General features: G+C 67.0%; 20 protein-coding genes. 15 read left to right on the top strand and 5 right to left on the bottom strand.

What is annotated here, in order from left to right:
• Nucleotides 1-259: 259 nt before the first annotated feature.
• Complete coding sequence (locus AB4Z47_RS08825; protein ID WP_441949390.1) at nt 260-1,447, bottom strand: FAD-dependent monooxygenase; 1,188 nt, start codon at nt 1,445-1,447, stop codon at nt 260-262.
• A gap of 101 nt (nt 1,448-1,548) precedes the next feature.
• Between AB4Z47_RS08825 and AB4Z47_RS08820 the strand changes: the two genes are divergently transcribed.
• The 3 genes from AB4Z47_RS08820 to AB4Z47_RS08810 all read left to right on the top strand — a co-directional run bounded on the left by AB4Z47_RS08820 (nt 1,549) and on the right by AB4Z47_RS08810 (nt 2,915).
• Nucleotides 1,549-2,142, top strand: coding sequence for a TetR/AcrR family transcriptional regulator (locus AB4Z47_RS08820; protein ID WP_441949388.1), 594 nt, complete (start codon nt 1,549-1,551; stop codon nt 2,140-2,142).
• Nucleotides 2,143-2,349: 207 nt separating this feature from the next.
• Nucleotides 2,350-2,547 carry an antitoxin Phd gene (locus tag AB4Z47_RS08815; protein ID WP_441949386.1) on the top strand — a complete coding sequence of 66 codons (198 nt, stop codon included), beginning with the start codon at nt 2,350-2,352 and terminating at the stop codon, nt 2,545-2,547.
• Entirely contained in the window at nt 2,544-2,915 is a 372-nt protein-coding gene (locus tag AB4Z47_RS08810; RefSeq protein WP_441949405.1) for a type II toxin-antitoxin system death-on-curing family toxin, read from the top strand. The genes AB4Z47_RS08815 and AB4Z47_RS08810 overlap by 4 nt, the downstream gene beginning before the upstream one ends.
• Nucleotides 2,916-2,979: 64 nt before the next feature.
• Here AB4Z47_RS08810 and AB4Z47_RS08805 read toward each other — a convergent pair whose 3' ends face one another.
• Both AB4Z47_RS08805 and AB4Z47_RS08800 read right to left on the bottom strand, forming a co-directional pair.
• Nucleotides 2,980-4,101, bottom strand: coding sequence for an acyl-CoA dehydrogenase family protein (locus tag AB4Z47_RS08805; protein ID WP_441949385.1), 1,122 nt, complete (start codon nt 4,099-4,101; stop codon nt 2,980-2,982).
• Nucleotides 4,102-4,120: 19 nt separating this feature from the next.
• The gene (locus tag AB4Z47_RS08800) at nt 4,121-5,314 is read right to left on the bottom strand and encodes an acyl-CoA dehydrogenase family protein (RefSeq protein WP_441949383.1); all 1,194 of its coding nucleotides are present in this window, start codon (nt 5,312-5,314) and stop codon (nt 4,121-4,123) included.
• A gap of 208 nt (nt 5,315-5,522) precedes the next feature.
• Between AB4Z47_RS08800 and AB4Z47_RS08795 the strand changes: the two genes are divergently transcribed.
• From AB4Z47_RS08795 to AB4Z47_RS08740, 12 genes are all read left to right on the top strand, one after another.
• Nucleotides 5,523-5,711, top strand: coding sequence for a ferredoxin (locus AB4Z47_RS08795; RefSeq protein WP_441949382.1), 189 nt, complete (start codon nt 5,523-5,525; stop codon nt 5,709-5,711).
• A gap of 44 nt (nt 5,712-5,755) precedes the next feature.
• Entirely contained in the window at nt 5,756-6,658 is a 903-nt protein-coding gene (locus AB4Z47_RS08790) for a 3-oxoacyl-ACP reductase (protein WP_441949381.1), read from the top strand.
• A 295-nt stretch (nt 6,659-6,953) separates the two neighbouring features.
• Entirely contained in the window at nt 6,954-7,718 is a 765-nt protein-coding gene (locus AB4Z47_RS08785) for an MlaE family ABC transporter permease (protein WP_357262905.1), read from the top strand.
• A 4-nt stretch (nt 7,719-7,722) separates the two neighbouring features.
• Nucleotides 7,723-8,574, top strand: coding sequence for an MlaE family ABC transporter permease (locus AB4Z47_RS08780; protein ID WP_441949379.1), 852 nt, complete (start codon nt 7,723-7,725; stop codon nt 8,572-8,574).
• Between the two features lie 5 nt (nt 8,575-8,579).
• Nucleotides 8,580-9,794, top strand: a complete 1,215-nt coding sequence (locus AB4Z47_RS08775; RefSeq protein ID WP_441949403.1) for an MCE family protein — start codon at nt 8,580-8,582, stop codon at nt 9,792-9,794.
• Nucleotides 9,791-10,819 carry an MCE family protein gene (locus AB4Z47_RS08770; protein WP_441949378.1) on the top strand — a complete coding sequence of 343 codons (1,029 nt, stop codon included), beginning with the start codon at nt 9,791-9,793 and terminating at the stop codon, nt 10,817-10,819. Before AB4Z47_RS08775 ends, AB4Z47_RS08770 begins: the two co-directional genes overlap by 4 nt.
• The gene (locus tag AB4Z47_RS08765; RefSeq protein WP_441949376.1) at nt 10,816-11,877 is read left to right on the top strand and encodes an MCE family protein; all 1,062 of its coding nucleotides are present in this window, start codon (nt 10,816-10,818) and stop codon (nt 11,875-11,877) included. The genes AB4Z47_RS08770 and AB4Z47_RS08765 overlap by 4 nt, the downstream gene beginning before the upstream one ends.
• A complete protein-coding gene (locus AB4Z47_RS08760) occupies nt 11,874-13,166 on the top strand; it encodes a virulence factor Mce family protein (RefSeq protein WP_441949374.1) in 1,293 nt (430 codons plus the stop codon). Before AB4Z47_RS08765 ends, AB4Z47_RS08760 begins: the two co-directional genes overlap by 4 nt.
• A 5-nt stretch (nt 13,167-13,171) precedes the next feature.
• Nucleotides 13,172-14,419, top strand: a complete 1,248-nt coding sequence (locus AB4Z47_RS08755) for an MCE family protein (protein WP_441949401.1) — start codon at nt 13,172-13,174, stop codon at nt 14,417-14,419.
• On the top strand, nt 14,416-15,843 hold the full coding sequence (locus tag AB4Z47_RS08750; protein WP_441949373.1) for an MCE family protein: 1,428 nt from the start codon (nt 14,416-14,418) through the stop codon (nt 15,841-15,843). The genes AB4Z47_RS08755 and AB4Z47_RS08750 overlap by 4 nt, the downstream gene beginning before the upstream one ends.
• Nucleotides 15,840-16,652: a hypothetical protein gene (locus AB4Z47_RS08745; RefSeq protein WP_441949372.1), complete on the top strand. Its 813-nt coding sequence runs from the start codon at nt 15,840-15,842 to the stop codon at nt 16,650-16,652. The genes AB4Z47_RS08750 and AB4Z47_RS08745 overlap by 4 nt, the downstream gene beginning before the upstream one ends.
• Before the next feature lie 145 nt (nt 16,653-16,797).
• A complete protein-coding gene (locus AB4Z47_RS08740) occupies nt 16,798-17,286 on the top strand; it encodes a h domain protein (RefSeq protein ID WP_441949370.1) in 489 nt (162 codons plus the stop codon).
• A 27-nt stretch (nt 17,287-17,313) separates the two neighbouring features.
• On the opposite strand, the gene AB4Z47_RS08735 is transcribed toward AB4Z47_RS08740, so the two are convergent.
• Nucleotides 17,314-18,786, bottom strand: a complete 1,473-nt coding sequence (locus AB4Z47_RS08735) for a sensor histidine kinase (RefSeq protein ID WP_441949368.1) — start codon at nt 18,784-18,786, stop codon at nt 17,314-17,316.
• The gene (locus tag AB4Z47_RS08730) at nt 18,787-19,518 is read right to left on the bottom strand and encodes a response regulator transcription factor (RefSeq protein ID WP_327112104.1); all 732 of its coding nucleotides are present in this window, start codon (nt 19,516-19,518) and stop codon (nt 18,787-18,789) included.
• Between the last annotated feature and the right edge of the window lie 31 nt (nt 19,519-19,549).

Genomic DNA, 19,549 nt, shown 5'->3' with positions numbered 1-19,549 from the left:
CGCCAACCGCGACGACTCCGCCCGCGACCATGCGACAAGCTGGTCCCGCTCGTCACCGGCCAGTACGAACTCGACATCACTACGCCCGAAACCCGCCACCCCAACACCATAGATAATTAGAGCTGCAATTTCGGGACCGACACACTAGAGCGTCACCGTCGACGGTCGGTCTGCTTCGGGTGACCGGTACCAGCGAGTGGCAGGTACAGAATCCGGTTGGAATCATCTATCGCGTACCAGATTCGGCCACCGCCGGAGTTCAGCGGTTTGCCAGTTCGGCGAGTTGGAAGGCCAGGCGGTAGCGAAAGGCTGGGATTCGGGCCAGTGTCGAGAGCATCAGGTTGCGAAGCATGCGTGCGGGGCGCGGACGCACGGTCGCCATCTTCGTCATCCGGTCGGTGAACGAGACGACGCCGAGCGCAATGGGGCGGCGGGTCGTTTCATAGGTGTCCAGCAGCGTGTCCGGCTCGCCCGCCAGTACCCGCGCCAGCAGCGGGCCGAGCGCGGCCGCGTCCTGGATGCCGGTGTTCATGCCTTGGCCGCCCGCGGGGCTGTGCACGTGGGCGGCGTCGCCCGCGAGCAGGATGCGGCCCGCGCGGTAGTGGTCGGCGACCCGGTGGTGCACCCGGAAGCGCGAGCTCCACAGCACCTCGCGGACTTTCACCTCGCCGCCGGGGCCGCGCTTGTCCAGGATGTTCTGGATGTCCTCGACGGTCGGGTGCTCGGGCGCCGTCTCCAAGGTGGCCACCACGCGATAGCGGTTGGGTTCGTGATCGTCCGGCAGTGGCGCGACCACGGTGACGCCTTCCGGCGAAAGATGCAGCGCCACTTCGTCGCGGGCGATCGGCCAGTCCATCCGCACATCGGCAAGGACGAAGGATTCCGCGTAGGTGGCACCGGTGAACCCGATGCCGGCCGCTTCGCGAACGATGCTGTGCATGCCGTCGGCGCCGATCACGTAGTCGGCGCGGATGCTGCCCTCTGCGCCTGCCGCATCGGTGTATTCGACTGTGACCCCGTCTGTTTCGCCGGTAACCCGGGTGATCACGTAGGGCCGGTGCACCTCGCCGCCCGCCTTGCGCAGGCGCTCCAGCAGGACTGCCTCGGTGGTGTCCTGCGGAGTCATCAAGGTGTATGGGTAGCGCGTCGGGAGTCCGTCGAACGGGATGGTGGCCAGTGTGTGGCTGCTGTCGTGAACGGTGAAACGAGGTACGACGATGCCTGTCGCGACGAGTTCCTCGGCGATGCCGAACTGCTCGAGGACCTCCAGTGTCCTGGCGTGCACGACTGCGGCGCGCGAGGTGTTCGCGCCTTCGGTGAGCCGGTCGAGTAGGACGAAGTCCACGCCCGCGTCGGCCAAAGTGATGGCGGCGGTCAGCCCGGCGGGCCCCGCACCGACGATCACCACGGAAGTGGTGGGAGGCAACGGGTTCGGGATGGTGTCCATCGGAACTCCTCGTGTCAACGTCTGTAGGCCAACGATTGTTGGCATAACTGTATCTCCACCCGAACAGGGAAGTCAACAGTTGTTGGCCTACACTCGTTGGCATGACCGTCGAGCCTGATCACGCCCCCGTGCGCCGCTCGGACGCGACGCGTGCCGCGATTCTGGAGGCCGCCCGCTCCCGCTTCGCCGCCGAGGGCTTCCGCAAGGCGACCATCCGCGCCATCGCCGCCGATGCGGACATCGATCCGTCCATGGTCATGCGGTACTTCGGCAGCAAGGACGGCCTGTTCGCGGCGGCCGTCGACATCGCTCTCGACCTGCCCGATCTCGCCACCGCCGACCCGAGCGGCTTGGGTGAACTACTGATTCGCCGCTTCCTGACCCTCTGGGAAGAACCCCCGGGCAACGAGGTCATGCTGACCCTGCTGCGCTCCTCGGTCACGGACGACGCAGTGACCGAACGCTTTCGCGGCGTCTTCGCCGAACAGGTGCTCCCAGCGGTCCTCCGCTTCGGTAGCCCCGCCGACGCGCCCCGCCGCGCCGGTCTGATCGTGACCCAACTTCTCGGGTTGGCCCTGTGCCGCTATGTGCTCGGCCTACCGCCCGTTGTCGCCCTCTCGCGGGACGAGCTCGTCCGCGATATCGCTCCCACGCTGCAGCAATATCTGGCATCCACCCTTGGTGGTCCCGAATAGCGGAAGTGATGCGTGAGACGGCGACTTGTCGATAGTCGGGGGCGCCCGCGAGCAGCTCGGGCGATTGGCCACGCCCCGTCCACTCGGCGGCGGGCTGTCCAGGCTCGGCATTCAGCGTGACACGCAACGCTCCATCGCTGCCTGATGTCGATTCCGGTCGATTGAAACCGGCCGGTGTTATGCGGTACCACGCGGTACCATCGAGTAATGGCTGGTCTGAACATCCGGTTTTCCGAGGCGGAGTTGGCTGCTTTGCGCGAACGCGCTGAAGCGGAGGGCCGCAGCATGCAGCAGTTCGTCCACGACGCGGTCATCAAGGCGATCAACGAGCATTCCAGACTGTTCAACGAGGCTGCTGATCACGTCTTGCAAGTCAGTGAGGAGTTGAACCGGAGGCTGGCCTGATGGAGTACCTGACGCTGCCCGAACTGCTGAATCTCGCTGAGCGGTTGGGCACTCCGGCGGTCCGTGACTACGGCCTGCTCGATTCTGCTCTTGCTCGACCGCAGTCCAGCGTGTTCGGCCAGGACGCCTATCCGGATGTGTGGCAGAAGGCTGCCGCGCTGATGGAATCGATCGCGTGCAACCACGGCCTGATCGATGGCAACAAACGATTGGCCTGGTACGCGAGTTGGGTTTTCCTGCAGATCAACGGTCATCGGCTGGGCCCACGTTTCGACGTCGATGACGCCGAGCGATTCGTGCTGGCGGTATGCCAGGGTGAGCTCGAGGTATCGACGATCGCCGAACACTTGGCGAAGTTCGAAGGCTGACGGTCCGGACACGAGAATCGGCCCGCAGTCAAGATGCCATGCGGGCCGACTCGATTGATCTCGGCTATGTGGCCAGTAGCGCGCCGAGTGCGCGCAGGTGATCGGTGCCCGCGCCGAGGGCGAACTCGTTGTGCTTCGCCGCCGTGAAGTAGTTGTGCACGATATGGTCGCGGTCGATGCCGACGCCGCCGTGCACGTGGACGACGGTGTGCGCGACTCGGTGGCCCGCGTCGGCGGCCCAGAACTTGGCGGTGTGCACGGCCTCGGCCGCGGGCAGGTTCTCCGACAGCAGCCACGCGGCCTGGGTCACGGCAAGGCGCAGGCCCTGGACGTCGATGTAAGCGTCGGCGAGGCGCTGGGCGACGGCCTGGAAGCTGCCGACTGCCTTGCCGAACTGCTCACGCTCCCTTGCGTACTCGGCGACCAACTCGAGCGCCCGCTCCACCGTCCCGAGTTGCAGGGCGCTCAGGCCCAGCCACGCGCGGGTGAGGATCCAGTCCAGGATCTCGGCGCCGTCGGCCACGCCGCCGATCAGTTCGGCGGGCGTATCGGTGAATTCGACCGCGAACTCCGGGCTGCGGTCGACCACCTGCTGGGCCGTCACGGTCGCGGCAGCGGGATCGACGAGGAAGACCGCCGTTGCGCCGGACACCGTGGCGGGAACCAGGATGCGCTCGGCTCGGTCGGCGAAGGGCACGGTGGTCTTGGCGCCGGTGAGCCGCCAGCCGCCGTCGGTCTCGACCGCGGTGGTGGTCGGCTGGGCGGGCTCCCAGTTGTGCTCCTCGGCCAGCGCCGCGGTGAGGACGATGCTGCCCGCACCGGCCCGGGCGGATAGATCTTGTTGCGTCGCATCGCCGAACCGGGCCAGCGCGCCCGCACCGACGACGATCGACCACAGATACGGCACAGCCGCGACATGCTTGCCCAGCTCACGCAGGATGGCGGTCTGTTCGAGCGGGCCGAGGTCGCTGCCGCCGACCGACTCGGGCAGAGCCGCCGCGAGCACGCCGGTCTCGGCGAGCGAACTCCACAGCGTCTCGTCGAACCGCTCGGTGTTCTTTCCCGTCCCACCGCCCTCGCCAGCGGTGTCGAGTTCGCGCAGCCGGTCGGCGGTGACCAGCTTGCCGCACACCTCGCCGGTCAGCCGAGCGAGATCCAGTTGCGCTTCGGTGGGAGTGAAATCCATGGGGTTTACCTGCTTTCGATCAGCGCGCCGCGGCAGGCTGCTTGAGGGCGGTCATGGCGATGATGTCGCGCTGGACCTCGTTGGTGCCGCCGCCGAAGGTCAGGATGAGCGCGGCCCGGTGCATCCGCTCCAGCCGTCCGCGCAGTTCGGCGCCGGGGGAGTCCTGGCGTAGATAGGCCTGCGGGCCCAGGACCTCCATGAGCAGCCGATAGGCCTCGGTGGCCAGCTCGGTGCCGTACACCTTGCAGGTCGAGGCGTCCCATGGCCGCGGAGCCGCGTCGCCGCCCGCGTCGGCCCGGCTGGCGATCTCCCAGTTCAGCAGCTTGAGGTACTCGACTTTGGCGTGCACCTTGGCGAGGTTGAGCTGGACCCATTCCCGGTCGATCACCCGCGAGCCGTCGCTGGCCTTGGTGCTGCCGGCCCACTCCACGGTCTGACGCAGGGCCAATGCCAGCGGCGCGGCCGAGGTGAGCGCGACGCGCTCGTGGTTGAGCTGGTTGGTGATCAGCGCCCAGCCGCCGTTCTCCTGGCCGACCAGCGCGCTCGCGGGCACCCGGACGTCCTGGTAGTAGGTCGCACTGGTGTCCGGGCCCGCCATGGTGTGTACAGGGGTCCAGGAGAAGCCCTCGGCCGTTGTCGGCACGATGAGCATGCTGATGCCCTTGTGCTTCTTGGCTGTCGGATCGGTGCGCACGGCCAGCCAGACGTAGTCGGCGTAGGCGATCAGGCTTGTCCACATTTTTTGGCCGTTGATCACGTAGTCGTCGCCGTCGCGCACGGCGGTGGTGCGCAGGCTGGCCAGATCGGTGCCCGCGCCCGGCTCGGAATAGCCGATGGCGAAGTGCAGTTCACCGGCCGCGATCTTGGGGAGGAAGAACTTCTTCTGCTCCTCGCTGCCGTAATGCATGATCGTCGGCGCGACCGAGTTGATGGTCAGGAACGGCACCGGCGCGCCCGCGATCGCGGCCTCGTCGGTGAAGATCAGCTGGTCCATGGTCGGGCGGTCCTGGCCGCCGTACTCCTTGGGCCATCCGAGCGCCAGCCAGCCGTCGTGGCCCATCTCCTGGACGACCTCGCGGTAGACGTTGCCCTGCCCGTACTCGCCGGTCTGCGCGCTCAGCGCCGCTCGGCGCTGCGGGGTGATGAGCCGCGCGAAGTAGTCGCGCAGCTCCGCGCGTAGCTCCTCCTGTTGCGGCGTGTACGCAATGCGCATGGCAATACCTCATGGGGGATGGTCAGCCGACGGATCTTGCGGAGTCGGCGAGGTGGGTAGGACCGAGCCTTCGTCGTTTCGGGTTCTCTCGATCATTGCATATCGACTGAAACATGTTCCAGTATTGGGAGTGGAACGGGTCGATGGAGACCCGGGCGGTCGCCTCGGCTTGTTAGGCTTCGAGTACAGCGGTGGTAAAGGAGTTCTCATGAAGATCAGTGTCGATCCGGACCAGTGCGAAGCGAACGGGATCTGCGTCGGAATTGCCCCCGACGTGTTCGAACTCGACGACGAGGACGTGCTGCGCATCGCGGACGCCGAGGTGTCCGCCGATCGGCTCGCCGCGGTGGAGGATGCCGTCGCGCAATGCCCGAAGGCGGCGCTGCGTCTGCAGTAGCCCGACCCTTGCCGGAAGTTGGAACACGTTCTAAAGTCGGCCGCGTGAGCAATGATCTGAGCCTTGCGGGCCGAGTGGCAATCGTAACCGGCGCCGGCGCCGGACTTGGGCGTGCCGAAGCGCTCGCGCTGGCCGGGGCGGGCGCTTCGGTCGTGGTCAACGACTTGTCGGAATCGGACGCGGTCGCCGATACCCTCGCCGAGATCCGCGCGCTGGGGGCCAAGGCGGAGTTCGTCGCCGGCAGCATTGCCGAGCGCCCCACCGCCGACGCGCTGATCGGCACCGCCGAGGAAGCCTTCGGCTCGGTCGACATCGTGGTCAACAACGCGGGTATCACCCGCGACCGAATGCTGTTCAATATGTCCGACGAGGACTTCGACGCGGTGCTCGCGGTGCACCTGCGCGGTCATTTCCTGTTGTCGCGCAACGCGGCCGCCTATTGGCGCGGCAAGTCCAAGGAGGCGGGCGCGCCGATCTACGGCAGGCTGGTCAACACTTCCTCGGAGGCGGGGCTACTCGGACCGGAGGGGCAGGCCAACTATGGCGCCGCGAAGGCGGGCATCACCGCACTCACCCTCTCGGCCGCGCGGGCGCTGTCGCGCTACGGCGTGCGCGCCAACGCGATCGCGCCGCGGGCGCGGACCGCGATGACGGAAGCGGTGTTCAGCGCCGCCCCCGAGGGGGAGATCGACCCGCTGTCGCCCGATCATGTGGCCCGGCTGGTCGCCTATCTCGCTTCGCCCGCCGCCGACGCGGTCAACGGGCAGCTGTTCGTGGTGTACGGGGGAATGGTCGCGCTCATGGCGGCACCGGTCGTGGAGCGCCGGTTCGACGCCGCGGGCGGTCGGTGGTCGGCGGGCAACCTGGCGGACACGTTGAGTGGCTATTTCGCTGAGCGCCCGGCCGGGCAGACATTCTCGGCCTCCTCGCTCATCGATCTGGGATGAGCCGCTCGGCGGCGGCTGCTGCCGGTGCGTTACTGATCAATCGTCCAACTGTTGATCATGAGTTCGGCACTTGGTAGACATGTGCGTGCGGGACGTATGACACCTCACAAAGGTGGGATCTTTCCGTAATGACACCGGTTCCAATTTGAATGCCGATCTCCAGATAAAGAGCACTTCAAAAGTGTTGAAAGACTTCCGGCAACACGGTGAACGTGTTCTAATCGTTGAGGCGGTGCGGCCACGGTGGACGTTCGCGCCGTGCGCTGTATACGCAGTTGAGCAAGGAGGATCGCGGATGAACGAGGTCCTTGCCGTGCCATTGCGGGCCGTTGGTGGGTTCTTCGAACTCACCGCCGAGGTCGCGCGTTCCAGCGTGCGGAGACCCTTTCAATGGCGCGAGTTCATCGATCAATCCTGGTTCATCGCGCGAGTATCGATCGTTCCCACATTGTTGGTCGCGATTCCGTTCACAGTTCTGGTGAGCTTCACGCTGAACATTCTGTTGCGCGAGATCGGCGCGGCCGACCTCAGCGGCGCCGGCGCGGCGTTCGGCTCGGTCACCCAGGTCGGGCCGATTGTCACGGTGCTCATCGTCGCCGGCGCCGGCGCCACCGCGATCTGCGCTGACCTGGGTGCCCGCACCATTCGCGAGGAAATCGACGCGATGCGGGTGCTCGGTATCAACCCGGTGCACCGCCTGGTGGTGCCGCGCGTGCTCGCCTCGATGTTCGTCGCGCTGATGCTCAACAGTCTGGTGTGCACCATCGGCATCGTCGGCGGGTTTCTGTTCTCGGTATATCTGCAGGACGTGAATCCCGGCGCGTTCGTCAACGGCATCACATTGCTCACCCATCTGCCCGAGCTGATCATTTCCGAGGTGAAAGCCGGATTGTTCGGGCTGATCGCGGGGCTGGTCGCCTGTTATCTGGGCCTGAATGTCAAAGGTGGACCCAAGAGTGTCGGTGATGCGGTGAATCAGACCGTAGTCTTCGCTTTTATGGCCTTGTTCGTAGTGAACGTGGTGGTCACCGCCGTCGGCATCAAGTTCACGGCGCGGTGACGCGATGTCCTTCGTGCTCGAATCCCGCTTTCCGCGGACTGTGCGACGCGTGCGCCGGATGTCGGACTCGCTCGATGCGGTAGGCAAACATGCCGTGTTCTACGCCCAGACGATCGGTTCCATTCCGAGGGCGGTGGTGCACTACCGGACCGAGACGATCCGGCTGATCGCCGAAATCAGCATGGGTACCGGCGCGTTGGCGGTGATCGGCGGCACGGTGGTGATCGTCGGATTCCTCACCCTGTTCGCCGGCGGCACCATCGCGGTGCAGGGCTACAGCTCACTCGGCAATATCGGCGTCGAGGCGCTCACCGGCTTCTTCGCGGCATTCATCAATGTCCGCATCGCGGCGCCGGTGATCTCCGGCATCGGGCTTGCCGCCACCATCGGGGCCGGCTCGACCGCGCAGCTGGGCGCCATGCGGGTGGCCGAGGAGATCGACGCGCTGGAGTCGATGGCGATCCGGCCGGTGCCGTACCTGGTCGGCACCCGGGTGCTGGCCGGGATGATCGCGATCGTCCCGCTCTACGCGCTCGCGGTGATCGCGTCGTTCCTCGCGAGCCGATTCGCCACGGTGGTGATCTATGGGCAGTCGGCGGGCGTCTATGACCACTACTTCTCCACCTTCCTCATCCCGAGCGACATCCTCTGGTCTTTTGCCCAGGCGATCTTCATGGCGTTGGCGGTGATGATGATCCACACCTACTACGGCTACAACGCCGCGGGCGGTCCGGTCGGCGTGGGTATCGCGGTGGGCAACGCGGTGCGGACCTCGTTGGTCGCGGTGGTCACGGTGACCCTGCTGATCTCGCTGGCCATCTACGGCACCTCCGGCAACTTCCATCTCTCCGGATGAGTGACATGGCGGAATCGAAGCAAGCAGAAAGCGGCCTGAAGAAGGCGCTGCGCGGCGGGCTCGGCCTGAAACTGGCCGGAGCCGGGATGGTGCTCGCGCTCGTCGCGCTCGTCGCCGTCGCGCTGACCATGTTCGTCGGCGGGTTCACCACCACGGCTACCGTGACCGTGGACGCTCCGCGCAGTGGCCTGGTCCTCGACCCGGACGCCAAGGTGAAGGTGCGTGGTGTCGAGATCGGTCGCGTCGCGGCCGTCGACCACACCGCCGACGGCGCCAAGCTGACGCTGGCCCTCGATCCGGAAATGCTGAAGCTGGTGCCGTCCAACGCGGACGTCGACATCCGCTCCACCACCGTGTTCGGCGCGAAGTACGTCAACTTCGTTGTTCCCGGGCAGCCTTCGTCTTCGTCGCTGAAACCGGGCGCTACCGTGACGGCACAGCGGGTGACCGTCGAGTTCAACACGCTGTTCCAACATCTGTCCGACGTGCTCGCCAAGCTCGAGCCGGAGAAACTGAACGCGACGCTGTCCGCGCTGGGCACCGCGCTACAGGGCCGGGGGCAGAAGCTCGGCGACCTGCTCGTGCAGAGTGACGCCTACCTGCGCGACATCAACCCGTATCTGCCCACGCTGCAACAGGACCTGGCGAAGACCAGCGACGTCACAAACCTCTACGCGGACACGGCGAACGACCTGCTCCGCACCCTGGACAACGCGACCGTCACCAGCAAGACCTTGGTCGAGGAGCAGGACAGCCTCGACAACGTGCTGATGAACCTGATCGGGCTGGCCGACACCACCGGTTCGGTATTGCGCGAGAACGAGAATCAGCTCGTCACGGCTCTGGACCTGCTGCGCCCGACCACCGGACTGCTGCACGAGTACGCGCCCGCGCTCTACTGCCTGATCGGTGGTCTCGGCAAGGCGCTTCCGCTCGGCGAGGCGGTCTTCGGCGGTTTGCAGGAAGGCGTCGCGCTGAACGCGGGCTTCATATACGGCCCCGATCCCTACACCTACCCGCAGGATCTGCCGAAGGTGAACGCGACCGGCGGCCCACGGTGCGCGGGGCTGCTCGACCGGCAGCCGGGCAGCCACGCCGACTATCTCGTCACCGACACTTCGGAAGGTCACGTGTACGCGCCGTCGACAACGTTGACTGTCAACCCGCCCAAGATCTTCCAGATCCTGTTCGCCGGACTGCCGGGGGTGCCGCGACCGTGAAAAACACCGCGACGACCGTCAAGCTGGCCATCTTCACCCTGGTGATGACGCTGGTCTTCGCCGGGCTGGCGGTCGTGTTCAGTCAGATGCGCTTCGCCAGGGAGAACGGCTATCACGCCGTGTTCACCAGTTCCTCGGGAATCCTGCCCGGCGCGAAGGTGCGTATCGCGGGCGTTCCGGTCGGCTCGGTCACCTCGGTGAAGGTCGGCAAGGACTATCTCGCGCACGTCGAGTTCGCCGTCGACCGCAAGTACAGACTGCTCACCAGTACGCGCGCGGCGATCAAGTACGAAAACCTGGTCGGCGACAGATATATGGAGCTACTCGAGGGCCCCGGCTCCAATTATGTGTTGCAGAAGGGCGGCACCATCGGTACGGAGCAGACCGCGCCCGCGTTGGATCTGGACATGCTGCTCGGTGGGTTCAAGCCGTTGCTTCGCGGCCTCGATCCCAGCCAGGTGAACGACCTGACCAACGCGCTGCTGCAGATCTTCCAGGGCCAGGGTGGCACGCTGGTATCCCTGCTGAACAGTGGTGGCTCGTTCGCCAAGACTCTCGCCGACCGGGACGCGCTGATCGGCAGCGTGATCAACAACCTGAACGCCGTGTTGCAGACCATCGATCAGCGCGGCGACCAGTTCGCCACCACGCTCGCCGAACTGCAGCGGCTGATCAGCGGATTGGCCGCCGACCGGGACCAGATCGGCGACGCGATTCCGCGCATCGCCGGAGCGACCGGCGACCTGACCGACCTGCTCGCCCAGGCCCGCCCGGACCTGAAGGACACCATCGAGCAGACCGGCCGCCTCGCCAGCAACCTCGACGCGGGCTCCGACACCGTCCAGTGGGTGCTGGACCGGCTTCCCTCGACCTATCGGCAGCTGATCAGGATCGGTTCCTATGGCTCCTTCCTCCAGCTCTACGTCTGCGGGACGAATTTCCTGGTGGACGGTCCGGACGGGAAAACCATGAAGATCAACATGCCCGCCGCGCAGACGACCGGAAGGTGTGCCGGGAACCGATGAACGAGCAGCGATCAACCGCCATCACCATCGGCATCGTCGGCCTCGTGCTCGCGGTGGCGGTGGCGCTGTCGGCACTGCAATTCGACCGGCTGCCGTTCATCCGGTCCGGCGCGACGTTCACCGCGTACTTCGCCGACGCCGGCGGCTTGGCGCCCGGCGACCCGGTCCAGGTCGCCGGTGTGCGCTCCGGCCTGGTGGACAAGGTCGCCCTGGACGGGGCCGAGGTGCTGGTCCGGTTCACTCTGGACGAGTCGATCGTGCTGGGGCAGAAGACATCGGCGGCGATCAAGACCAACACCGTGCTCGGACGCAAGTCGCTGGAGGTGACCCCGTCCGGCTCCGGGGCGTTGCGCGCCGACGACACGATTCCATTGGACCGCACCACCTCGCCGTATTCGCTCAACGAGGCGCTGAGCGATTTGGCGGGCACAGTGCATGGCCTGGACATGGAGAAGGTCGACCAGACCCTCGACGCGCTCTCGGCGACCTTCGCCGACACGCCCGCTCCGCTTCGGTCCGCGTTGGACGGCGTCACCGCGCTCTCGCGCAGCATCAACGCGCGCGACGAGGCGCTGTCGGACCTGCTGAAGCGGGCGCAGAGCGTCACGAAGATCCTGGCCGACCGCGGCAACCAGATCAACGCGCTGCTGCTGGACGGCAACGAGCTGCTCGGTGAGCTGGATCGGCGCCGCACTGCGCTCGGCCAGCTGATCGTCTACGTGAACGGCCTGGCCAAGCAGCTGTCGGGTCTGGTCGCCGACAACGAGGCGCAGCTGAAACCGGCGCTCGACAAGCTGAATTCGGTGCTTGCCCTGTTGCAGAAGAACAAGCAGAACCTCGCTGACGCGCTCGTGGGGCTCGGTCCGTTCGCGGCCGCCCTCGGTGAGCAGGTCGGCAGCGGCCCCTACTTCCAGGCGTACGTGGTCAACGCGAGCAGCAAGCTGCTGCAGCCGATGGTGGACGCCCTGGTGTGGCCGCAGCACCTGCCCGATGATCTGCGCAGCTACCTCGAGCCGTTCCCGTCGATCGAACCCGCGACCCAGGAGCCGCCGCGATGAGCGAGCGCAGCGAGCGAACAACAGGCACAGCCGCAGTGCGGAAACTGCCCCGCTGGGTATTCGTGTTGGCGGGTGTGCTGGTCGCCGCGCTTGTGGCGGTTGGTGCGTGGAACGGCATCACCCGGATCGGAACCACCGGCATCACGGCTTATTTTCCGTCCACCTCCGGCCTGTACAAGGGCGACGACGTGCGCGTGCTGGGCGTACAGGTCGGGAGGATCGACTCGATCGAGCCGGGCAGCGACCGGGTGAAGGTGAAGATGACGCTCGACCGCGGCATCGACATCCCCGCCGACGCGCGGGCTGTGATCATCTCGCCTTCGCTGGTCTCGGCGCGGTTCATCCAGCTCGCGCCGGCCTACACCGGTGGACCGAAGATGAAGGACGGCAGCGAGATTCCGATCGAGCACACCGCTGTGCCCGTCGAATGGGATGACATCAAGGCGGAACTGTCCAAGCTGGCGACCACGCTCGGTCCGGTCGGCGACGACGCGCAGGGCTCGTTCGGCCGCTTCATCAACACTGCCGCCGACAATCTCGACGGCAACGGCCAGAAGTTCCGCGACACACTTCATGAGTTGTCGGCCACGCTGAACACGTTGTCGGACAAGCGGACCGACCTGTTCGGCACTATCCGCAACTTGCAGAAGTTCGTCGAGGTGCTCTCGGCGAGCAACGAGCAGATCGTGCAGTTCGGCGGCCGACTCGCATCGGTGTCCTCGGTACTGGCCGGTGTCTCGTCGGATCTCGGTGCCGGACTGGACAATCTGGACACGGCGGTGGCCGATGTGCGCCGGTTCATCGAGGGCAACGGCGCCGAGCTCACCGAGGGTGTGCAACGGCTGGCCGATGCCACCCAGGTGCTGGTCGACAAGCGACCCGAGCTGGAACGCGTATTGCATTCCGGGCCGACCGCGCTGGTGAACTTCTACCAGATCTATAAGCCCGCTCAGGGCACCCTGACCGGCGCCATCGCACCGACCAACTTCGCGGACCCGCTCAGTTTCCTCTGCGGGTCGGTGCGCGCGTTGGAGACCAACGACTCCGACCGCAGCGCCGATCTCTGCGCGCAGTACCTTGCGCCGGTCCTCAATACCCTGGCCATGAACTACGTGCCGATTATGGCGAACCCGGCCAGCGGCGTCACCGCGTTCCCGAACCAGCTGGTGTATTCCGACCCCAGCCTGGCAGGGCGGGTGGCGAGCGAGACGCCGCAGCAACCACAATCCGCGCCGGTGAGTGTGCCGAACGGCATTGCCGGGCTGGCCATTCCGGGAGGAGTGCGATGATGCCGATGCGGCGAGTGCACCGGACCGCCGCCCTCGCGGTGGGGCTTGCGGTGGTACTCGGGGTTTCCGGCTGCCAGTGGGACGGGCTGAACTCGCTGCCGATGCCCGGCACCGAGGGCACCGCGCCCGGCTCTTACCAGGTGCGCATCCAGATGCCGAACGTGACCACGCTGACCAGGAATTCGCCGGTGCGGGTGCACGACGTGACGGTCGGCACGGTCTCGAAGATCGAGGTGGAGGACTGGCACGCGCTGGTCACCGTCACGCTGAACCCCGACGTGCAGTTGCCCGCCAACGCGGTCGCCAAGATCGGGCAGACCAGCTTGCTCGGCTCCAACCATGTGGAGCTGTCCGCGCCGACCGACCAGACCGCCGAAGGCCGGCTGCGATCCGGCGATGTCATCCCGCTGGCGCGGGCCGGTACCTTCCCGACCACCGAGCAGGTGCTGTCCTCGCTGTCGGTGGTGCTCAACGGCGGCGGCGTGTCCCAGCTGGAAACCATTACCCGCGAACTCAATTCCGCGTTCACCGGCCGGGAGGACGCGATCCGGGATCTGTTACCGCAACTGAACGAACTGACCACGAACCTGGACCACCAGACCGGTGACATCATCGCCGCGATGAGCGGACTCGACCGGCTCGGCGGCCAGCTGGCCCAGCAGCGCGATGTGGTGGCCGCCGCCATCGAGCAGATCCATCCCGCGTTGACCGTGCTGGCCGATCGCAGGGCGAATATCACGCGGGCGATCACCGCGCTCGGTGAGCTGAGCGATGTCACCCAGCGGATCATCGACGCAGGCGGCAGCAATCTGAAGGCCAACTTGCGCAGCCTCTGGCCGGTGCTGCAATCGCTGGCCGACACCGGCAACAACCTCACCGAAGCGCTGAAGATCCTGCTCACCTTCCCGTTCCCGATGAAGAACCTCGATCACGCGATCAAAGGCGACTACCTGAATCTGTTCATGACGGTGGACATCACGGGCAGGCGGCTGGACTCGAACTTCCTCACCGGGACACCGCTGGGCGGGCGCTTCGGCGGTGTCGAGGGCGCACTCGGCAGCTTCGCGCCGAGTACGGCAGCTCAGAACGGTGACCCGGCGACCGGGCCGCTGCAGGCGCCCCCGCCCGCCGCGAGCCAGCAGCCCACGCCGACCATTCCCGGCCTTCCTCCGATCCCCGGCCTGCCCGCCATTCCCGGGTTGACTGTGCCCATGCCGGGAAACACTGCGCCACAAGGGAGTCCGGGACAGTGACGCTCAATCGATTTGTCCGCACCCAGCTGATCATCTTCTCGGTACTGACGGTGATCGGCCTGGTGGTGATGGGCGGGAAGTATGTGAAGCTGCCCGCGATGTTCGGCATCGGGCGCTACGAGGTGACGGTCCAACTGGCCGCGACCGGAGGTCTCTACCCGACGGCCAACGTCGCCTACCGCGGCACGAATGTCGGTCAGGTGAAGGAGGTTCGGCTCACCCCCGCCGGGGTCGACGCGAAGTTGTCGATCGCGAGTGACTACAAGATTCCCTCGGACGTCGACGCGTGGGTGCGCAGCGTGTCAGCGGTCGGCGAGCAGTATGTCGACCTGGTGCCCGCCGAGCACCGTACGGGCGGCGACCTGCGTGACGGCAGCGTGATCCCGGTGCAGCGCACCAAACTGCCGCAGGATGTCGGGGCGCTGCTCGACCAGTCGGACCGGCTGCTGTCCAGTGTCGCCGACACCCGCCTGCGACAGGTCATCGACGAGGCGTTCCTCGCATTCAACGGTGCGGGCCCCGACCTGCAGCGGTTCATTGATTCCGCGGCGTTGCTGGTGCAGGAGGCACAGAACAACGCGGAGCCGACGAAGCAGCTGCTCGACCAGATCGGGCCGCTGCTGGACACTCAGACCCGCTCGGACGCCGCGATTCGTTCCTGGACCGCCGATCTGGCGACCGTCACCGATCAGCTACGCGGTCACGACCCTGCGCTGCGCGGCGTGCTGCGCAAAGGCCCCGCCGCGATGCAGCAGGTGAGTTCGCTGTTCAACGACTTGAAGCCGACCCTGCCGCTGGTGCTGGCCAACCTGGTCAGCGTCGGCCAGGTTGCCGTGACCTATCACGCCGGACTGGAACAGATCCTGGTGGTCTACCCGCCGCTGGTCGCGGCGCTGCTCACCGCGGTCCGCGGCCCGCTCGAGTACGGCGCCCTGGTCGACTTCATGACCGTTGTCAACGACCCGCCCGCCTGCACCACCGGTTTCCTCCCGCCGGACCAGCGCCGCTCGCCCAGCGAATTGGACACCGTGGACACGCCACCCGGCCTGTACTGCAAGGTCCCGCAGAACGCGCCCGAGGCAGTGCGCGGCATCCGCAACACGCCGTGCGCCGAGGTCCCCGGTGTGCGCGCCCCGACGCCGGAGCTGTGCCGGACCGGGTACGTTCCGGTGGGTAACAACCCGCCGATCGGTCCGCCGCAGCCGGTCGCGCCGGCGGCCGCGCCTCCCGCGCGGGAACCCGCGGGTGTGGCACCCGCAAGTTACGGCGGTGGCACACCGGCTGCCGCGAGAGAGTACGAGCGGGATACCGGCGTCTATATCGGCAGCGACGGGCGCACGTACCGGCAGGGCGATATCGGACCGGACGGTTCGGGCACGGTACCGTCGAGCTGGCAGGCGATGCTCGAGGAGCAGCAACGATGAGTGATATCAAGGGAGATGGTCACCGCACGCGGCGACGTGCGGTGCGCTCGGCCGGACCTCCGGTCGAGGAGAACCCGACCTCGACCACCCCAGATGTCGAGACCTCGGCTACCGACGTCATCTCGGCCCGCGCCGCGGTTCTCGCCGCCGGAACATCCGGCGCCGCCGCGAACAGCGGGCCGACTTCCGTTGACGACTCGGACGCCGTGGCGGAGCCGGCCGCGGTCTCCTCGGCCGCCGACACGGCAGCCGACCAGGAATCGGTCGTTCTCGCGAAGGCGGAAGCCCATGCTGCGCCTGCCGACGAAAAGGAGAAGAGCGGCCGCCGCGTCCCGCAGCTTCTCGCACTGGGCGCCGCCGCGCTGCTGGTCCTGGCGCTGGTGTGCGGTGCAACCCTGTCGGTGTTCGCGACGCGTTCGGCGGACCAACGCGACGCGCGCCGCGACGAATATGTGCAGACCGCCCGGCAGGCGATCGTCAACCTCACCACCATCCGGGCCGATTCGGCCAAGCAGGACATCGATCGGATCCTGTCCCTGGCCTCGGGGGAGTTCAAAACCGAGTTCGACGGAAGGGTCGACCCGTTCACCAGCATCGTGCAGCAGGCCAAGGTGGTCTCCAACGGCGAGATCGTGGCGGCCGCGCTGGAGAGCGACGACGACCGCTCCGCGCGCGTCCTGGTCGCCGCCAAACAGACGCTGACCAATGCGGGCCAGTCCGAGCCGCAGACCAGGTATTACCGGTTCCGGGTAACCGTCAACCGCGGCGACGCCGGTCTGAGCGTGTCCAATGTGGAGTTCGTGGCATGAGCGGTCAGGCCTGGAGGAGGCAGCGAAGCGTCACCACGGAGGGCTCCGCTCATGCCAGAGAGGGCACAGCATGGAGCGGTCAGGCCTGGAGGAGGCAGCGAAGCGTCACCACGGAGGGCTCCGCTCATGCCAGAGAGGGCACAGCATGAACGGAATTCGAGGCAAGCTTCTGCTCGCGATCGTCGGCGTGGTGGTCGCCGCGGCAGCGGTCGTCGGCGGCGTGAACGGCTACCGCTACTGGGACGACCGGCAGGCCGAGCAGTCGCGCAAGGACGCGGTCGCGACGGCGGGCCGCACCGTCGAGGCCATGTTCACCTACAGCCCGCAGACCGTCGACACCGAGCTGAGGAAGTCGGCCGACAACCTCGGTGGCAGCTTCCGCGACGACTACCTGACGCTGATCGACAAGCAGATCGCGCCGGGCGCCAAGGAGAAGCAGCTCACCGTCACCGCGACCACCCAGGCGAGCGGCGTCATCTCGGCGGACCGCAGCCACGCGGAAGTTCTGGTGTTCCTCAACCAGGTCACGACGAGCAAGGACACCCCGCAGGGCACCACCACCGGCAGCCGCGTCCGCGTCACGTTGGCGAAAACGGATTCCCGCTGGTTGGTCGAGGCGGTCACACCGGTCTGACTGTGGACGGCGGCCGGTTCGATTCGGCTAGTCCGAATGCGGCGGCGTCCGGCGGGGCAGCTGGACGGTGAACGTCGTACCCTCCTCAGGCGTGCTTCGCACGGTGACCGTGCCGCCGTGTGCGGACACCAGGGCCTGCACGATGGACAGGCCCAACCCGGAGCCGCCGCTGCTGCGGGCGCGCGAGGTGTCGGTGCGGTAGAAGCGCTCGAAGATACGCTCCGCCTCCTCGGCAGGCAGACCGGGGCCGCTGTCGGCAACCTCGAGCACGACATGGTTGGCGTCGGGTGCCAGCAGTACCTGCACCGCAGCGTCGGGCGCGGTGTGCGTGACGGCGTTGTTCAGGAGGTTGGCCAGGATCTGGCGCAGCCGTGCCTCGTCGCCGACGACCTCCAACGTCCCCTCGCCCGGTTGGACTTTCAGCTCGATGGTGCGCATCGGTCCGTCGGTATGCCCGGCCGCGACCACCGTCCGCGCGTTGTGCACGGCGTCGCTGGCGACGGCAAGCAGGTCGACCGGCCCTAGTTCCAACGGGCGCTGCGCGTCCAATCGCGCCAGCATCAGCAGGTCTTCGACCAGAACGCCCATCCGCTGGGACTCGCGCTCGATGCGATCCATCAACATCCCCGGATCGGAGGTGGCGCCCTGGCGGTACAGCTCGGCGAACCCGCGGATCGTCGTGAGCGGGGTACGCAACTCGTGACTGGCATCTGCGACGAACCGACGCATTCGCTCCTCGGACCGCCGTGCGGCATCCTCGGACGCCGCGGTCGCGGTGAACGCGCGCTGGATCTGCGCCAGCATGCCGTTCAGCGAACGCGACAGCCGGTCGACCTCGGTGTTCTTGCCACGCACCGGAACCCGGCGATGCAGGTCACCCTGTGCGATCGCGGCGGCGATGTTCTCGACCCGGCGCAGGGGTCGCAGGCTGCGCCGGACCACGAAGTACGCGATCACCGCCAGCGCGGCGAGCACGATCAGACCGACGATCAGTTGCAGCATCAGCAGCCGGTGCACCGTGTCGGTGTTCTGGGTGAGCGGCAACGCCACGGTGGTCGTCGCGTGTGGCGTGCGCACCGTCAGTACGCGCCACTCGATCGGTCCGCCGTTCGCGGAGCCGGTGGTGAAGGGGCCGGATCGTAGCGTGTCCGGCAGGGCAGGTTCGGCGTCGACGCCGAATGCTTTGATGGAGAACGACCGCCCGTCGACGATCTGTGCGCGAACGTAGAACTGGCTCGGCGCATGGCGCGGGTCGGGCGGCAGCACCGGCGGCGGTGGTACCCGCTCCCGGCGGGACCACTCGCCAGCGCCCTCACGCAGCTGCTGGTCGGTGCGGTTGGTCAGCTGCTGCTCCAGGCCGGAGGTGACCACCATGCTGGAGATGAGCAGGCCGAGGCCCGCCGTGAGGACAAGCAATACCATCAGCGTCACCCGCAGCGGGATCGCGGATAAGGCGCCGGCGGCTTTCGCGTGGGCCGTCGCGACGCGACCGGGACTCATCTACCGCCCAACCCGGCGATTGGGTGCGCGCATGACGTACCCGACGCCGCGCAGCGTGTGGATCAGGCGAGTGTCGCCGGTGTCGACCTTTTTGCGCAGGTAGGAGACGTAGGTTTCCACGACGCCGACCTCGCCGCCGAAGTCGTAGCGCCACACGTGGTCCAGGATGCGCGGCTTGCTCAGCACTGTGCCCGCGTTGACCATGAAGTAGCGCAGCAACGTGAACTCGGTGGGGGACAGGGCCACCGGCTCGCCCGCCTTCCACACTTCGTGGGTGTCGTCGTCGAGTTCGATGTCCTCGAAGCGGATGCGCGAACTCTCCCGCTGCGGGGCGGCGTGGCCCGCGCGGCGCAGGATGACGCGCAGCCGGGCTACCACCTCTTCGAGGCTGAACGGCTTGGTGACGTAGTCGTCCGCCCCGAGGGTGAGGCCGGTGATCTTGTCTTGCACGTCGTCGCGCGCGGTGAGGAACAGCACGGGTGCGTCGATGCCGTCGGCGCGCAGTCTGCGCAGGAGACCGAAGCCGTCCATACCCGGCATCATCACGTCCACGATGAGCGCCTGTGGCCGGAAGGTGCGCGCCCTGTCCAGCGCCTGCGCGCCGTCGGCCGCGGTGTCCACCTCGAAGCCCTGATAGCGCAGGCTCACGGCGAGCAGCTCGACAATCATCGGCTCGTCATCGACCACCAGCACCCGTGCCTCGGGTGTCCGCTCCGCAGGCGCACCAGTCATTGCTTCATGGTCCAGCACCCTGCTGCGAAGT

The organism is Nocardia sp. 2TAF39, assembly GCF_052114905.1.
In the GTDB taxonomy this organism is placed as follows: domain Bacteria; phylum Actinomycetota; class Actinomycetes; order Mycobacteriales; family Mycobacteriaceae; genus Nocardia.
This window is presented reverse-complemented; position numbering and strand designations above follow the sequence as displayed.

Coding starts and splice junctions, on each gene's coding strand:
- AB4Z47_RS08740 (WP_441949370.1), top strand. CDS start 16,798: ATGAACGGAATTCGAGGCAAGCTTCTGCTCGCGATCGTCGGCGTGGTG.
- AB4Z47_RS08735 (WP_441949368.1), bottom strand. CDS start 18,786: ATGAGTCCCGGTCGCGTCGCGACGGCCCACGCGAAAGCCGCCGGCGCC.
- AB4Z47_RS08800 (WP_441949383.1), bottom strand. CDS start 5,314: ATGCGCATTGCGTACACGCCGCAACAGGAGGAGCTACGCGCGGAGCTG.
- AB4Z47_RS08805 (WP_441949385.1), bottom strand. CDS start 4,101: ATGGATTTCACTCCCACCGAAGCGCAACTGGATCTCGCTCGGCTGACC.
- AB4Z47_RS08775 (WP_441949403.1), top strand. CDS start 8,580: ATGGCGGAATCGAAGCAAGCAGAAAGCGGCCTGAAGAAGGCGCTGCGC.
- AB4Z47_RS08815 (WP_441949386.1), top strand. CDS start 2,350: ATGGCTGGTCTGAACATCCGGTTTTCCGAGGCGGAGTTGGCTGCTTTG.
- AB4Z47_RS08755 (WP_441949401.1), top strand. CDS start 13,172: ATGCGGCGAGTGCACCGGACCGCCGCCCTCGCGGTGGGGCTTGCGGTG.
- AB4Z47_RS08780 (WP_441949379.1), top strand. CDS start 7,723: ATGTCCTTCGTGCTCGAATCCCGCTTTCCGCGGACTGTGCGACGCGTG.
- AB4Z47_RS08745 (WP_441949372.1), top strand. CDS start 15,840: ATGAGTGATATCAAGGGAGATGGTCACCGCACGCGGCGACGTGCGGTG.
- AB4Z47_RS08785 (WP_357262905.1), top strand. CDS start 6,954: ATGAACGAGGTCCTTGCCGTGCCATTGCGGGCCGTTGGTGGGTTCTTC.
- AB4Z47_RS08825 (WP_441949390.1), bottom strand. CDS start 1,447: ATGGACACCATCCCGAACCCGTTGCCTCCCACCACTTCCGTGGTGATC.
- AB4Z47_RS08730 (WP_327112104.1), bottom strand. CDS start 19,518: ATGACTGGTGCGCCTGCGGAGCGGACACCCGAGGCACGGGTGCTGGTG.
- AB4Z47_RS08760 (WP_441949374.1), top strand. CDS start 11,874: ATGAGCGAGCGCAGCGAGCGAACAACAGGCACAGCCGCAGTGCGGAAA.
- AB4Z47_RS08795 (WP_441949382.1), top strand. CDS start 5,523: ATGAAGATCAGTGTCGATCCGGACCAGTGCGAAGCGAACGGGATCTGC.
- AB4Z47_RS08820 (WP_441949388.1), top strand. CDS start 1,549: ATGACCGTCGAGCCTGATCACGCCCCCGTGCGCCGCTCGGACGCGACG.
- AB4Z47_RS08765 (WP_441949376.1), top strand. CDS start 10,816: ATGAACGAGCAGCGATCAACCGCCATCACCATCGGCATCGTCGGCCTC.